The sequence below is a fragment of the Streptomyces sp. NPDC102467 genome (assembly GCF_044765445.1).
Classification (GTDB): domain Bacteria; phylum Actinomycetota; class Actinomycetes; order Streptomycetales; family Streptomycetaceae; genus Streptomyces.
The window spans coordinates 56,409-70,837 of sequence record NZ_JBIWKA010000014.1 but is presented as its reverse complement, the minus strand read 5'-3'; the positions used below and the strand labels follow the sequence as shown (position 1 = coordinate 70,837).

Here is a 14,429-nt window from a genome sequence, read left to right as displayed (position 1 = left end):
CTGCTTACGGAGCGAAGGGAACGAAACCCCCCACATCCGCCCTGCGACGACTTCTCGCGGAAGGAACAGCCCCTGACTGTCCACCACCTCAACCAGCTCCTGCTCGTGAGCGCTCTCGTGCTGCTCATCGCGGTCGCCGCGGTGCGCATCTCCTCGCGCAGCGGGCTGCCCAGCCTGCTCCTGTACCTGGGCATCGGCATCGCCATGGGCCAGGACGGCATCGGCGACGTCTCCTTCAGCGACGCCGAGTTGACCCAGGTCATCGGGTACGCGGCCCTCGTCGTGATCCTGGCCGAAGGCGGCCTCGGCACGAAGTGGAAGGAAATCAGACCGGCGCTCCCGGCAGCCGCGGCCCTGTCGCTCGCGGGCGTCGCGGTGAGCGTGGGCGTGACAGCGGCGGGCGCCCACTATCTGGTCGGCCTGGAATGGCGACAAGCCCTCATCATCGGGGCCGTGGTGTCCTCGACGGACGCGGCAGCCGTTTTCTCCGTCCTACGTAAGGTGCCGCTCCCGACGCGCATCACGGGCGTCCTGGAAGCGGAGTCCGGCTTCAATGACGCCCCTGTCGTCATCCTTGTCGTCGCGTTCTCGACCGCAGGACCTGTAGAGCACTGGTACGTCCTCATCGGCGAGATCGCTCTGGAGCTCGCCATCGGCGCCGCGATCGGCCTCGCGGTCGGATGGCTCGGCTCCTACGGACTGCGGCACGTCGCGCTGCCCGCCTCCGGCCTCTACCCGATCGCCGTGATGGCCATCGCCACCGCCGCGTACGCCGCGGGCGCCATGGCCCACGGCAGCGGCTTCCTCGCCGTGTACCTGGCCGCCATGGTCATGGGCAACGCCAAGCTGCCGCACTGGCCTGCCACCCGGGGCTTCGCCGAAGGACTCGGCTGGATCGCGCAGATCGGCATGTTCGTACTGCTCGGACTGCTTGTCACCCCGCACGAACTGGCCGACGACATCGTGCCCGCGCTCCTCATCGGGCTCGTGCTCACGCTGGTCTCCCGCCCACTGGGGGTGATCGTCAGCCTGGCACCCTTCCGCATGCCCTGGCGGGAGCAGGCCCTCATGTCGTGGGCAGGGCTACGCGGCGCCGTGCCCATCATCCTGGCGACCATCCCGATGGTGACCGGCATCGCGGGCAGCCGGCGGATCTTCAACATCGTCTTCGTACTGGTCGTCGTGTACACCCTCATCCAGGGACCCACGCTGCCCTGGCTGGCCAGAAAACTGCGCCTGGGCGCCTCGGAACCCGCCGACCTCGGCATCGAGTCCGCGCCCCTGGAGCGGCTGCGCGGGCACCTGCTGTCCGTGTCCGTACCGAAGGGCTCCCTGATGCACGGCGTGGAAGTCGGCGAACTGCGGCTGCCCAAGGGCGCCGCCGTCACCCTGGTCGTACGCGAAGGGACCTCCTTCGTACCCGCACCCACCACCGTGCTGCGCCACGGTGACGAACTCCTGGTCGTGGCCACCGACCCGGTGCGCGACGCGGCGGAAGCGCGCCTGCGGGCCATCGCGCACGGCGGCAAGCTCGCGGGCTGGCTGGGCACCGGGGGCGAAACCGCCCGTTAACATGGTCGGACAGACCAAAGATCCACGAACCACCGACTCTGCCTGACGTAGAGCCGGCGCGACCGCAAAGCGGCCGCGGTCCCCTTGCAGCGCGCGCTTTCGAAGTGCCCCCTCTGCCTGGCCCAGGGCCTCTCCTGGCGCGGACCGTAGGTATCACTCGGTTCCCGGCGCACATGAGGACGGCTCTCGGCCCGGTGCCCCTCGACCAGGAGGCCACCGGGCTACCAGGCGGCAGAAAGGCGAGGACCGTGCCACAGAAGGACACGGTTCCCGGCACCCCCGGCACCCGCCCCGGCTACGGACAGCTGCTGCGCACGCGCGGGGCCTGGACGTTCCTGCTCCCCGGCTTCGCGGCACGCCAGCCGTTCGCGATGCTGACCATCTCCATCGTGCTGCTCGTCCAGCACACCACCGGCTCGTACGGGACCGCCGGCGCGGTCTCCGCGGCCACCGGTGTCTCCATGGCGCTCTTCGCGCCCTACGGAGGCAAGCTGGCGGACCGCTTCGGCCAGCGGGCCGTCCTGCTGCCAGGCGTCCTCGTGCACACCGCCTCAGGGCTCACGCTGACCGTGCTCGCCCTGTCCGGAGCGCCCACCTGGACGCTGTTCCTCGCGGCCGTACCGACCGGCGCCTCCACGCCCCAGGTAGGACCCATGGTGCGCTCCCGATGGGGCGTCAAGCTCCAAGGCTCGCCCCTGATGCAGACCGCGGCCGCCTTCGAATCCGTCACCGACGAGTTCACCTTCGTCCTCGGCCCGCTGTTCGCCACCGCGCTGTGCACCGGGGTCAACCCGGCCGCCGGACTCATCACGGAAGCCGCGCTCACCCTCTTCGGCGGCCTGCTGTTCGCCGCCCAGAAGGGCACGCAGCCCACGCCGTCGGCGCACTCCGTCGACGGGCACGCGCGCGTGGAGCACCCCTCCGCGCTGCGCGTCCCGGGGGTGCGCGTACTGATCGTCACGTTCCTCGGCATCGGCTCCGTCTTCGGCGGCATGCAGGTCTCGCTCGCCGCCTACACAGAGGCGATCGGCGAACCCGGCCTCAACGGCGTGCTCTACGGAACCTTCGCCGCGGGCAACATGCTCTCCGGCATCGTCTGCGGCGCCGTCGCCTGGAAGGTCGCGCCGCAGCGCCGCCTGCTCGTCGGCTACACGGCCCTGGCCCTGACCGCGTCCGGCCTGTGGGCAGCGCAGTCCGTACTGCTGCTCGCCGGGCTCGGCCTGCTGGTCGGCGTCTGCATCGCGCCCGCCCTGATCACCGGCTACACCCTCGTCGAGTCGATCGTCCCCGCGAGCTCCCGCACCGAGGCCTTCACCTGGCTGACCGGCGCGGTCGCACTCGGCCAGGCGGTCGCCGTGACGGTGGCCGGACAACTGGAGGACCGCTTCTGGGACGGCGCCGGTTTCCTGGTCCCGATGGTCGGCACCGTGCTCGCCCTGGGGGTCATGTTTCTGCTGCGTTCACGGCTCGTACCGCCGCCCTCGGGGCGCACTGTGGCGCGTGGCGTGGGTCACCGCGTGCCGGTGGCAGTGGACTGATCTCGCGGAATACGTCACTATGGATCGTCGTTAGCACTCATCGAGTGAGAGTGCCAGGAGGAAGACACAGTGCCGACTTACCAGTACCAGTGCACCGATTGCGGCGAGGGCCTCGAGGCGGTGCAGAAGTTCAGCGATGACTCCCTCACCGAGTGCCCCAACTGCGGTGGACGCCTGAAGAAGGTCTTCTCGGCCGTCGGCATCGTCTTCAAGGGCTCGGGCTTCTACCGCAACGACAGCCGCGGTTCGTCGTCGAGCAGCAGCCCGGCGCCGGCGTCCGCCAAGTCAGGCTCCGAGTCGAAGTCGTCGGAGACGAAGTCGTCCTCGGACACGAAGTCGAGCTCGAGCTCGGACGCGAAGTCGAGTTCGTCGGCGTCTGCCGGCTCCTCCAGCTCGTCCAGTTCCTCGAGCTCGTCGTCCGCCGCCTAGGCGCGACCTTCCACGAGACGTCTTACGAGACCCTGTCGTCCCCGACGGCGGGGTCTTCGGCGTTCCCGCCCTTGGCTACTGTGCTGACCATGGCGACCAACGCGAACACCCCTGCCGACGCCGAGATCGGCGTGATCGGCGGCTCCGGCTTCTACTCGTTCCTCGACGACGTGACCGAGGTCCAGGTGGAGACCCCCTACGGGCCACCCAGCGACTCCCTGTTCCTGGGCGAGGTCGCCGGGCGCCGGGTCGCCTTCCTGCCCCGGCACGGCCGCGGCCACCATCTGCCGCCGCACCGCATCAACTACCGCGCCAATCTGTGGGCGCTGCGCTCGGTGGGCGTACGCCAGGTCCTCGGGCCGTGCGCCGTGGGCGGGCTCCGGCCGGAGTACGGGCCGGGGACGCTGCTGGTGCCCGACCAGTTCGTGGACCGTACGAAGTCCCGGGCGCAGACCTATTTCGACGGGCTGCCGCTGCCGGACGGCACCGTGCCGAACGTCGTGCACGTCTCGCCCGCCGACCCGTACTGCCCGACGGGCCGCAAAGTCGCCGTGAAGGCGGCGCGGGGCAAGGACTGGGAGCCGGTGGACGGCGGAACCCTCGTCGTGGTCGAGGGCCCGCGCTTCTCGACGCGCGCCGAATCCCGGTGGCACGCCGCGATGGGCTGGTCCGTGGTCGGCATGACCGGGCACCCGGAGGCGATGCTCGCCCGTGAACTGGAGCTCTGCTACACGTCGTTGACCCTCGTCACCGACCTCGACGCGGGTGCCGAGAGCGGTGAGGGCGTCTCGCACGACGAGGTGCTCAAGGTCTTCGCCGCGAACGTGGACCGGCTGCGGACGGTCTTGTTCGACGCGGTCGCGGGGTTGCCTGCGAGCGAGGACCGGGACTGTTTGTGCGCGGGCGCGCTCGGCGGGATGGACCCGGGGATTCGGCTGCCGTAGCCGTGGATGTTTCCGCGGGGTGGCTGTAGCTGGTTCCGCGGGGTGGCTGTAGCTGTTTTTTTTGGGGGGGGTGCGGCTGTAGCCGTTTCTGGACGTGCGGCTGTAGCCGGTTCTGGAGGTGCGGCTGTAGCCGGTTCTGGGGGTGCGGCTGTAGCCGGTTCTGGGGGTGCGGCTGTAGCCGGTTCTGGGGGTGCGGCTCTGCGGAAGTACCCCTTCGAGTGAGGGAGTTGTCCACAACCGCGGGGTAGTCCACGGAGCTCAGCGGGATTCGGCGGGGAGGCGGATCGTGGTCGGCGAGACGGGCGTGGTGCCCGTCGTTTCCGACACGATCCGCAGGCGGTGACGGCCTTGTCCGCAATGACTCCCCCGGCCCAGCTCAGTACTCCTCCGACGTCCGAGGTGCCCTCGTTCCCTCCCGTGCGCGTACGAGGTGCGCGGTGGCGCCCCGGCCGTGCGGGGCGCCGTCGGCGCGGGCCGACCGCGGCCGCGGGCCTCGTCCTGGCCGCGGCGGCGCTGGCGGCAGCGGTGCCGTCGTCCGGCGCGGGACGTGGGCACGAGAGGGCGCAGGCGCCACCCGGCGAGCGGGCACGTGGTCCCGCCGTGTCGGTGTCGGCACCGGTGCGGATCGCGGACGCGGGAGCGGTGCGGCTGCTGCGGCCGGGCGACCGGGTGGACGTGGTGGCGGCGCGGGCGGACGGCCGGCCCGGAGTGCGGGTCCTCGCCTCGGGGGCGCGGGTGACGTCTGTGCCGGAGGAGCGGCCCACGTCCGACCTGCCGTCGTCCGATCTGCCGGGTGACGCCCTGGCCGCGGGTGGGTCGTTGGTGGTGCTGTCGGTGGGACGTGCCACGGCAGCGCGGCTCGCGGGTGCCGGTGCCACCTCTCGGCTGGCGGTGACGGTGTGGTGACGGGCGTGGCGAAAGGCGTGGCGACAGAGGGGGCGTGCGTTTCGTCAAGTCCCCCGATCGTGTTACCGAATTGGACAGGTCTGACCCGTGCTGTCGTAGGTTGCGAAGTCGATTGCTCCGCATCCCGTGCACGTGAAGAAAGGCCTCCTGGTGAGCGAGAAGAACCGATCGAGTCTGTGGGAGGGCTTCAAGGCCTTCCTGATGCGCGGCAATGTGATCGACCTGGCGGTCGCGGTCGTCATCGGAGCCGCGTTCACCAACATCGTGAACGCGGTGGTGAAGGGCGTCATCAACCCGATCGTCGGCGCCTTCGGCACCAAGGACCTGGAGGGCTACAAGTCCTGTCTGAAGGGCCCGTGCACGGCGGACGACGGCATCGAGATCCTGTGGGGTTCGGTCCTCAGCGCGGCGCTCGGCTTCGTCATCACGGCCGCGGTCGTCTACTTCCTGATGGTGCTGCCCATGGCGAAGTACCTGGCCAGGAAGGCGGCGCAGGACGCGGCGAAGGAGGGTACGCAGGAAGTGCTGGAGCTCTCCGAACTGGAGGTCCTCAAGGAGATCCGCGACGTGCTCGTGGCGCAGCGTGGCTCCGGCTCCGGTTCCGGTTCTGGTTCCGGCTCCACCGAGGCCTAGTCCGTGTCGAACACGGTCTAGCAACGCTTCACAGGTGGTGGGGCGGCTTCTCGTCGAGGAAGCGGGCCAGGTCGGCGGCGCTGTTGTCGCCGGCCGCCGGCCGGTCGCCCCATCCGCGGTCCGTGTCGTCGTCGGACTGTGCCGTCAGCGGATCGTCGAAGATCAGCGCGGCCTTGGGGTCGCGCGGCTCGGGGTCGGGGGCGGTACTCATGCCTCCAGGGTACGTCGCGGGGGCACCCCCACGATCGGACTGCGACTCAGCACGCGGCTCGTTCCGTGGCTCAGACCGCGGTGAGCCCGTGGCGCTCGAAGATCGTCTTGGCGGCGGCCACCTGCTCGGGGCAAGGCGGAGGCGTGTCGTGCAGCGTGAAGGCCTTGCCGAGCGCCTTCCACTTCGCCTCACCGAGCTTATGGAAGGGCAGTACGTCGACCCGGGAGACAGCGCCCAGGGACGCGGCGAAGGCAGCGACGCCGTCGATGTCGGCCGGGTCGACGGTCAGGCCGGGGACGAGCACGAAGCGCACCCAGACGTTCTTGCCGAGGGCTGCGAGGCGGTGCGCGGCCTCTCCGTACGTCGTCTTCTCCACGGGAGTGGCAGTCATCGCCGACACCTTCCCCATCCGTTCGAACGGCTCGCAGCGTTCTCCGCTACGCATTCATTGGACTCCGGGCAGGCCGGGTCGGCGGGCCGCATTGGTCCTGAGTTCGGGGCCCTTGGGCCCTGTGCCGCTCCGAAGCGATGGACAATCACCGCGATGACCTGGGGTTTCCTCAGGGACTTTCGACCCGGGTCTACTTGTGAACGCATTCACAAGAATTCGGCCGTGTGCGTGTGTCACCCGCCCGACACGAGCGGGTCGCGCACCACGCCGCCCCATCTGCTGTGCTTGCCGCATGACGTCCACGCCCACCACACCCGCCGCGCCCGGCCCGGACCCCGCGCAGCACACCTCACCCGACCGCTCCCCTGTGCGCCGCTTGAAGGAGAGGAGGCGGGACGAGAAGCACCGCGTCGCATCGTCGCTCGAGCTGTTCTTCGACCTCTGCTTCGTCGTGGCAGTGGCGCAGGGCGGCGTGGAGCTCGTGCACGCGATCGCGGAGGGGCACGCGGGCAGCGGCGTGATCGACTACGCGCGGGTCTTCTTCGCGATCTGGTGGGCCTGGATGAACTTCACCTGGTTCGCGTCGGCGTACGACAACGACGACGTGCTCTACCGGGTCGTCACGCTCGTCCAGATCGCCGGTGTGCTGGTGCTCGCGGCGGGGGTCTCCCGCGCCTTCGCGGACGATTTCACGGTGGTCGTGCTCGGCTACCTGATCATCCGCCTCGCCATGGCGGCGCACTGGCTGCGTGCGGCGAAGTCGACGAGCGGCGCCGAGCGGACCGTCGCGCTGCGATACGCGGGCGGGGTGCTGCTCTGCCAGGTCGGCTGGCTCGCGATGATGTTCACCCCGGCCGGCGCGCGGGACTGGGTGTTCCTGGTGATGGCGCTCCTGGAGATGTGCGTACCGGTGTATGCCGAGAGGCGCCGTCAGACGGCGTGGCACCCGCATCACATCGCCGAGCGGTACGGCTTGTTCACGATCATCGTGCTCGGCGAGACGATCGCCGCGGCGACGGTCGCGGTGAAGTCCGGCGTGGAGGAGAACGACGCGCTCGGCGAGTTGTTGCCGATCGCGGCCGGCGGCGTCCTCATCGTGTTCGCGGCGTGGTGGATCTACTTCGGAGTGCCGATCCACGACCGGCTGCGGAGCATTCGGCAGGCGTTCCTGTGGGGCTACGGCCACTACCTGGTCTTCGCGTCGGCGGCGGCGATCGGGGCGGGCATCGAGGTCGCCGTGGAGCAGTCGGTCGGCGAGGCGCACATCTCCACGACCGCGGCGTCCGCGGCCGTGACGATCCCCTCGGCCGTGTTCCTGCTGACGGTGTGGGCGCTGCACGCGCGGTACTTCAAGGTGGGGACGGCGCAGCAACTGACGTTGCCGGTGAGCGCGTTGCTGGTGCTCGTCTGTACGTTCGCCGGACACTGGGCGGTGTTCGCGGCGGGGCTCGTGACGGCGCTCACGGTGGCGGTGGGCGTGACGTTGTCGGCCAGGAGCGCGCGGGAGGCTCGGGCCGCACAGGCGTAACGGGGCGCAACCCCCGTCACATGAACCGGCGCGGCTGCCGTGGCACGAAAACCCGGCCCGGCTCGCGAGATCCGACCCGACGAATTCCCGTGGCCCGAACCGGCCACGAGTCGCGCGATCCGATCCGACGCAACTCCCGTGGCCCGAACCGGGCCCAACCCCCGTGGTACGCATGCCGCATGACGACGTACAACGACGCCATCACCGACGTGGCCGGGCTGCGAGTCGGCCACGCCACCCGCGCCGGTGACGGATTTCTGACCGGCACCACCGTCGTGCTCGCCCCACGGGGCGGCGCGGTCACCGCCGTCGACGTGCGCGGCGGCGGCCCCGGCACCCGGGAGACCGACGCCCTCGACCCGCGCAATCTGGTGCAGCGCATCGAGGCGCTCGTACTGACCGGCGGCAGCGCGTACGGGCTCGACTCGGCGTCCGGGGTGATGGCCTGGCTGGAGGAGCAGGGACGCGGGATTCCGGTCGACGGGCCCGAGCGGGTTGTCCCGGTGGTGCCCGCGGCCTGCGTCTTCGACCTCGGCCGGGGCGGTGACTGGCGTGCCCGTCCCGACGCAGGCACGGGCCGCGCCGCGGTGGAGGCCGCCGCGGCGACGGAGCTGAACTCCCCCGTCCAGGAAGGCAATGTGGGCGCGGGTACCGGCGCACTCGTCGGGCCGCTGCGGGGCGGCATCGGCACCGCCTCCACCGTGCTCGGCTCCGGGATCACGGTGAGCGCGCTGGTGGTGGCCAACGCGGCGGGCTCGGCGCTGGACCCGGCGACCGGGGCGCTGTACGGGGAGTTCTTCGCGGGGCGCGGCCCGGTGACGTATCCCTCGCCCGAGCTCCATGAAGCGGCCGGCAAGCGGCTGGCCGACATCGCCACCGCGAACGGCCCCGCCCCCCTCAGCGAGCCAAGCACGGGCACCACACCCCGGCTCAACACCCCCACCGACGCCACCACCACGAACCACCCCGCACCCCCCAACAAACCAAGCACGGGCACCGCACCCCCACCCAACACCCCGACCGCCACCGCCACCCCCACCGCCACCACAAACCACCCCGCACCCCCCGACCAACCAAGCACGGGCACCACACCCCCGCTCAACACCACACTCGCCGTGGTCGCCACGGACGCCGATCTCAGTCGCGCCCAGGCGCAGAAGGTCGCGGGTACGGCGCACGACGGCATCGCGCGCGCCGTGCGTCCGGTGCATCTGCTGAACGACGGTGACACCGTCTTCGCTCTCGCCACCGGCGCCCGTCCGCTGGACGCCGCGAACCCCCTTGCCCTCAACGAGATCCTGGCCGCCGGCGCGGACCTGGTGACGCGCGCGATCGTGCGGGCCGTGCGCGCGGCGGAGTCGGCGCAGGGGCCCGGCGGCACGTTCCTGTCGTACTGCGATCTCTACGGGCATCCGGAGGCGGCGGCGCCATCCGCTACGTAACAGCGCCTTCACCTGCGTAACAGAACTGTCCCTGTGTCTCCCTTCACAACAAACGGAAGGAACCTCTCCGGCCGTCCGGGACTCTCTCCCCGTACCGGATCAATCAACTGCAACGCCACAGAAGGAGCAGACCGTGAGAAGGCAGAACATAGCCGTCGCGTGCGCCACTCTCGCCCTCGGTGCACTCACCCTCACGGCCTGCGGCGGCAACGCCAGCGCCGACGACGACAAGGCCGGCAAGGGCGGCGCGCAGGACGCCCCGCAGATCACCCTCTCCGCCAAGGACGGCTCCACCGGCGCGTCCATCAACGCGACCGGGGTCAAGGTCAGCGACGGCAAGCTCACCGACGTGAAGCTGACCGAGTCCGCGTCCGGCAAGCAGGTCGCGGGCACCATCGCCGCGAGCGGCGCGACGTGGAAGCCGAAGGAGCAGTTGGAGCGCGGCACCAAGTACCGCCTCTCCGCGACCGCCAAGGACGCGGACGGACACACGGCCGCCGCCAACTCGATCTTCACGACGGTCTCGTCCGCGAACAGCTTCATCGGCACGTACACGCCGGACAACGGGGCGACGGTCGGTGTCGGGATGCCGGTGTCGTTCACGTTCGACAAGGCGATCACCGACAAGAAGGCCGTGCAGTCGCACATCACGGTCAGCTCCAGCAGCGGGCAGCAGATCGCCGGCCACTGGTTCGGCGGCCAGCGGCTGGACTTCCGGCCCGAGGAGTACTGGAAGGCCGGCTCCAAGGTCACGATGAAGATCGCCCTCGACGGGGTCGAGGGGGCGAAGGGCGTCCACGGAGTGCAGGACAAGACGGTCACCTTCACCGTCGGCCGCAAGCAGGTCTCCACGGTCGACGCGAACACCCAGCAGATGACGGTCGTGCGCGACGGGCAGACCATCAAGACGGTCCCCGTCTCGACGGGCAGCGCCTCGCACCCCACGTACAACGGCCAGATGGTGATCTCCGAGAAGTTCGTGCAGACCCGGATGAACGGCTCGACGGTCGGCTTCGGCGGCGAGTACGACATCGCGGACGTGCCGCACGCGATGCGCCTCTCGCAGTCCGGGACGTTCATCCACGGCAACTACTGGAGCTCGCCGGGCATCTTCGGCGCCCAGGGCACCAGCCACGGCTGCGTCGGCATGCGCGACGTCAAGGGCGCGGGCGGCGACACGACCGCCAAGTGGTTCTACGACAAGTCGTTCGTCGGCGATGTCGTGGTCATGAAGAACTCGCACGACGAGACGATCGCGCCCGACAACGGCCTCAATGGCTGGAACATGAGCTGGAGCCAGTGGACGGCGGGCAGCGCCGCCTGACCCCGCCTCCCTCCCTTCCTTCCGCCCTCTTCTCCCCCCTTCCACCCCCTCCACCTGCACAGAACGGCCTGGGCCGCACGGGAACCTCCCGTGCGGCCCGCACGTTGTGTAAGCAGGTTTCCCAATTCCCGTTCCCTGTTTGCGATTTCACGGACATGATGTCGGACGTAGGGGCTACGGTATGCACCCACAAGGTGACATGCAGCAATGCCGGGAGGTGCCTTGAGCGTTCCGCACGACTACGAATTCGACGCTGTGTCGTCTGGTTTGTCTGGGTCGTCTGGGTCGTCCGGGCCATCTGAGTCGGCCACGGCCCCCACGTCACCCGACGAGCATCTGGCCCATCTCCTCGGCCGCACGCTCAATTCCTTCGAACTCCCTGATGAGACGCTGCTCCTGCTCGAGAGCGCGCTCGCGTACGCCGGTTCCCTCCACTCGGCCCACCACAGCGCGGGCCGGCACCGTGAGACGTACCGGCACACCTGGCTGCTCGCCGACGGGAACGCCCTGACCCTGTGGGAGCTGGTCCACAACACGGGCCGGGACGGCAGGGAGCAGCACGAGGTCTACGTCACCGAGGACGAGCTGCATCTGGCGACGGGCCGGCTGCCGCTGCCCCCGGAGGCCACACCGGACTTCGACCTACAGGCCCCCATCGCTCCCCTGCAGCTCCCGGTGGTCCCGCCGGAGCGACGCCGCTTCGGCCCCGCCGACCCGGACAGTTCCGTGGACCACGCACGCCGGCTGCTGCGCCGCGCGGAGAACCCGGACGCGGCGACCCGTCCGGGCCCCGGCACGGCCCGGCTGCTGCGGCAAGCGTGCGCGCACCAGATCACGCAGGCGTTCGGCCGCCGGGTCAGCCAGGGATTCGCGCTGTACGAGCACGCGTTCCTGCTGCGCGACGGCTGCGAGGTCAGCCTGTGGGAGGTCGAGCACACGGCGACGCCGGACGGCCGGCACATGTGTGAGGTCTATCCGACGCAGGAAGCGGCCCGCGCGGCGATCGAGCTGCGGGCGGCGACGCGCCGCACAAGAGCCTGAGCGCGCCGCGGAAGGCGAGGGAGGCGGCGCGGGCTCAGCGTCGGCCGAACTGGCGCACCAGCCCGGCGAACGCGTCCTGCTCGTAGGCCGTCAGCGGGACCGACTCCTGGGCGGGCGCCTGGGACTGGCCCGGCAGCGCACCCAGCGGCAGTCTCGGCGCCTGCGGCGGCGCGAAGGCGACGACGCGCACCAGCCGCACCAGACCGACCACCCACGCCACCGTGGCGACCGCGAGGATCACCACGGCTATCTGCTGAAAGACCGACACATGCTCAGGCATGCGCCCCAGTGAACACCACGGTCCGGGCCTTTGGTCCCGGACCGTGACGTATCTCGCAGGAAGGGACAGTTCCGGCCTCCTGGTCCTTACGCGGCGGTCGGAACCTTCGCCGCGGAGACCGCGGGTGCCTGCTTGTCGGCAGTGTCCGTCGCCGTCTCCGGTCCCGCTTTGCGCATGCCCTTCAGTACGACGACCAGGGCGGCCGAGACGCAGACACCGGCGGCGATCGCGATCAGGTAGAGGAACGCGTTGCCGATCAGCGGGATGACGAAGATGCCGCCGTGCGGGGCGCGCAGGGTGCAGCCGAACGCCATCGACAGGGCGCCGGTGACCGCGCCGCCCGCCATGGAGGCGGGGATGACGCGCAGCGGGTCGGCCGCGGCGAACGGGATGGCACCCTCGGTGATGAAGGAGGCGCCGAGCACCCAGGCCGCCTTGCCGTTCTCCCGCTCGGCCTTCGTGAAGAGCCGGCCCCGGACGGTCGTGGCCAACGCCATGGCGAGCGGCGGCACCATGCCGGCGGCCATCACCGCGGCCATGACCTTGAGCGAACCGTCGGTGGGGTTGGCAAGCCCGCCGACCGCGAAGGCGTAGGAAACTTTGTTGAGCGGACCGCCCAGGTCGAAACACATCATCAGGCCGAGGATCACGCCGAGGACGATCGCGTTGGCGCCGGAGAGGGAGTTGAGCCAGTCCGTCAGGGCGTTCTGCAGGGAGGCGATCGGCTTGCCGATCACCACGAACATCAGGAAGCCGACAGCTATCGAGGACAACAGCGGGATCACGACGACGGGCATGATGCCGCGCAGCACGGCCGGTACGTTCATCCGCTGGATCGCCATGACCACGCCGCCCGCGATGAGACCGGCGGCGAGACCGCCGAGGAAGCCCGCGTTGACGGTCAGCGCGATCGAGCCGCCGACGAAGCCGGGGACCAGCCCTGGGCGGTCCGCCATCCCGTATGCGATGTAGCCGGCGAGGACCGGGACGAGGAAGGCGAACGCTGCCTGGCCGGTGTAGAAGAGCAGCGCCGCCCAGCTGGTCGTTGAGCCCCAGTCGAAACTGTTGAGGAGAGTGTCGACCTTGACGTTCGCGACCTCGTAGCCGCCGACCGCGAAGCCGAGCGCGATGAGCAACCCGCCCGCCGCGACGAACGGCACCATATAACTGACGCCCGACATCAGCCATTTGCGCAGCTTCGTCCCGTAACCGTCCCCCGATTCCCCGGAGTTGTCCACAGGTGTGGATGACGCGGGCGCGCCGGGGGCGGTCGTCTCGCCGCGGGATGCCTTCTGCCGTACTTCGTCGATGAGTTCGGCGGGGCGGTTGACGCCGGCCTTCACGCCTACGTCGACCGTGGGCTTTCCGGCGAAGCGGGCCTTCTCGCGGACGGGGACGTCATGGGCGAAGATCACGCCGTCCGCTGCGGCGATCACCTCGGGGGCGAGGCGGGTGAAGCCCGCGGAGCCCTGCGTCTCGACCACCAGCTCGACGCCGGCGGTGTCGCGGGCCGCGTTCTCCAGGGCCTCGGCCGCCATATAGGTGTGGGCGATGCCGGTGGGGCAGGAGGTGACAGCGACGATCTTGAACGTGTCGGGCGCGGTGGGTGCGGCCGGTGCGGCGGGCGCGCTCTCCGCGGGGGGCTTCGGTTCGGCGGCCGGGGCCTCTTCCGCCCCCTCGTCCCTGGTCGCTTCCGGCGCTGTCCGCTCGCCGCGGATCAGCGCCGCCGCCTGCCCGGGGCCGGTCGCCGAGCGCAGGGCCGCCTTGAAGTCCTCGTCCATCAGCTGACGGGCGAGAGAGGAGAGGATCGTGAGGTGGGCGTCGTCCGCGCCGGCGGGTGCCGCGATCAGGAAGATCAGGTCGGCGGGGCCGTCCGGCGCGCCGAAGTCGATGCCGCCCGGCGCGCGGCCGAACGCGAGCGTGGGCTCGGTGACGTGTGCGCTGCGGCAGTGCGGGATGCCGATGCCGCCGTCGAGGCCGGTCGGCATCTGGGCCTCGCGGGCGGCGACGTCGGCGAGGAAGCCGTCCAGGTCGGTGACCCGGCCCCGGGCGACCATGCGTTCCGCCAGGGAGCGGGCGGCCTCGTCCTTGGTCTGGGCGGAGGCGGACAGGTCGAGGTCGACCAGGTCCGCGGTGATCATCTCGGCGGTCATCGCGGGCTCCTTTGCCTACGTGGCTGCTGGGTGCTCC

General features: G+C 70.5%; 14 protein-coding genes. 10 read left to right on the top strand and 4 right to left on the bottom strand.

Annotated elements, in window-relative coordinates; translation table 11 throughout:
- The first annotated feature begins 72 nt into the window (after positions 1–72).
- From ACIREE_RS28195 to mscL, 6 genes are all read left to right on the top strand, one after another.
- Positions 73–1,572, top strand: coding sequence for a potassium/proton antiporter (locus ACIREE_RS28195; protein ID WP_404158373.1), 1,500 nt, complete (start codon positions 73–75; stop codon positions 1,570–1,572).
- 248 nt (positions 1,573–1,820) lie between these two features.
- Positions 1,821–3,110, top strand: a complete 1,290-nt coding sequence (locus ACIREE_RS28190; RefSeq protein WP_404157858.1) for an MFS transporter — start codon at positions 1,821–1,823, stop codon at positions 3,108–3,110.
- Positions 3,111–3,179: 69 nt separating this feature from the next.
- On the top strand, positions 3,180–3,539 hold the full coding sequence (locus tag ACIREE_RS28185; RefSeq protein ID WP_404157856.1) for an FmdB family zinc ribbon protein: 360 nt from the start codon (positions 3,180–3,182) through the stop codon (positions 3,537–3,539).
- An 89-nt stretch (positions 3,540–3,628) separates the two neighbouring features.
- Positions 3,629–4,483 carry an S-methyl-5'-thioadenosine phosphorylase gene (locus ACIREE_RS28180; protein ID WP_404157853.1) on the top strand — a complete coding sequence of 285 codons (855 nt, stop codon included), beginning with the start codon at positions 3,629–3,631 and terminating at the stop codon, positions 4,481–4,483.
- Positions 4,484–4,900: 417 nt separating this feature from the next.
- Positions 4,901–5,389 carry an RcpC/CpaB family pilus assembly protein gene (locus ACIREE_RS28175; RefSeq protein ID WP_404157851.1) on the top strand — a complete coding sequence of 163 codons (489 nt, stop codon included), beginning with the start codon at positions 4,901–4,903 and terminating at the stop codon, positions 5,387–5,389.
- Positions 5,390–5,539: 150 nt separating this feature from the next.
- Positions 5,540–6,022 carry a large conductance mechanosensitive channel protein MscL gene (mscL, locus tag ACIREE_RS28170; protein ID WP_404158370.1) on the top strand — a complete coding sequence of 161 codons (483 nt, stop codon included), beginning with the start codon at positions 5,540–5,542 and terminating at the stop codon, positions 6,020–6,022.
- A 28-nt stretch (positions 6,023–6,050) separates the two neighbouring features.
- On the opposite strand, the gene ACIREE_RS28165 is transcribed toward mscL, so the two are convergent.
- Both ACIREE_RS28165 and ACIREE_RS28160 read right to left on the bottom strand, forming a co-directional pair.
- Complete coding sequence (locus tag ACIREE_RS28165) at positions 6,051–6,233, bottom strand: hypothetical protein (RefSeq protein ID WP_404157848.1); 183 nt, start codon at positions 6,231–6,233, stop codon at positions 6,051–6,053.
- A gap of 70 nt (positions 6,234–6,303) precedes the next feature.
- Positions 6,304–6,624, bottom strand: coding sequence for a hypothetical protein (locus ACIREE_RS28160; RefSeq protein ID WP_404157845.1), 321 nt, complete (start codon positions 6,622–6,624; stop codon positions 6,304–6,306).
- Positions 6,625–6,916: 292 nt separating this feature from the next.
- Here ACIREE_RS28160 and ACIREE_RS28155 point away from each other — a divergent pair, with 292 nt between their 5' ends.
- The 4 genes from ACIREE_RS28155 to ACIREE_RS28140 all read left to right on the top strand — a co-directional run bounded on the left by ACIREE_RS28155 (position 6,917) and on the right by ACIREE_RS28140 (position 11,959).
- Positions 6,917–8,152 (top strand): low temperature requirement protein A, encoded by a 1,236-nt coding sequence (locus ACIREE_RS28155; RefSeq protein ID WP_404157842.1) that lies wholly within the window; start codon positions 6,917–6,919, stop codon positions 8,150–8,152.
- A gap of 179 nt (positions 8,153–8,331) precedes the next feature.
- Positions 8,332–9,594, top strand: coding sequence for a P1 family peptidase (locus ACIREE_RS28150; protein ID WP_404157839.1), 1,263 nt, complete (start codon positions 8,332–8,334; stop codon positions 9,592–9,594).
- Between the two features lie 133 nt (positions 9,595–9,727).
- Positions 9,728–10,918 (top strand): Ig-like domain-containing protein, encoded by a 1,191-nt coding sequence (locus ACIREE_RS28145; protein ID WP_404157837.1) that lies wholly within the window; start codon positions 9,728–9,730, stop codon positions 10,916–10,918.
- A 267-nt stretch (positions 10,919–11,185) separates the two neighbouring features.
- A complete protein-coding gene (locus ACIREE_RS28140) occupies positions 11,186–11,959 on the top strand; it encodes a DUF6227 family protein (protein ID WP_404157834.1) in 774 nt (257 codons plus the stop codon).
- Positions 11,960–11,993: 34 nt separating this feature from the next.
- Here ACIREE_RS28140 and ACIREE_RS28135 read toward each other — a convergent pair whose 3' ends face one another.
- Both ACIREE_RS28135 and ACIREE_RS28130 read right to left on the bottom strand, forming a co-directional pair.
- On the bottom strand, positions 11,994–12,239 hold the full coding sequence (locus ACIREE_RS28135; protein ID WP_404157833.1) for a hypothetical protein: 246 nt from the start codon (positions 12,237–12,239) through the stop codon (positions 11,994–11,996).
- Positions 12,240–12,325: 86 nt separating this feature from the next.
- A complete protein-coding gene (locus tag ACIREE_RS28130; RefSeq protein WP_404157830.1) occupies positions 12,326–14,392 on the bottom strand; it encodes a fructose-specific PTS transporter subunit EIIC in 2,067 nt (688 codons plus the stop codon).
- Between the last annotated feature and the right edge of the window lie 37 nt (positions 14,393–14,429).

Excerpts from the sequence above, each read along its gene's own strand:
- ACIREE_RS28180 (WP_404157853.1), top strand. The coding sequence starts at position 3,629 with ATGGCGACCAACGCGAACACCCCTGCCGACGCCGAGATCGGCGTGATC.
- ACIREE_RS28165 (WP_404157848.1), bottom strand. The coding sequence starts at position 6,233 with ATGAGTACCGCCCCCGACCCCGAGCCGCGCGACCCCAAGGCCGCGCTG.
- ACIREE_RS28160 (WP_404157845.1), bottom strand. The coding sequence starts at position 6,624 with ATGACTGCCACTCCCGTGGAGAAGACGACGTACGGAGAGGCCGCGCAC.
- ACIREE_RS28155 (WP_404157842.1), top strand. The coding sequence starts at position 6,917 with ATGACGTCCACGCCCACCACACCCGCCGCGCCCGGCCCGGACCCCGCG.
- ACIREE_RS28150 (WP_404157839.1), top strand. The coding sequence starts at position 8,332 with ATGACGACGTACAACGACGCCATCACCGACGTGGCCGGGCTGCGAGTC.
- ACIREE_RS28135 (WP_404157833.1), bottom strand. The coding sequence starts at position 12,239 with ATGCCTGAGCATGTGTCGGTCTTTCAGCAGATAGCCGTGGTGATCCTC.
- ACIREE_RS28130 (WP_404157830.1), bottom strand. The coding sequence starts at position 14,392 with ATGACCGCCGAGATGATCACCGCGGACCTGGTCGACCTCGACCTGTCC.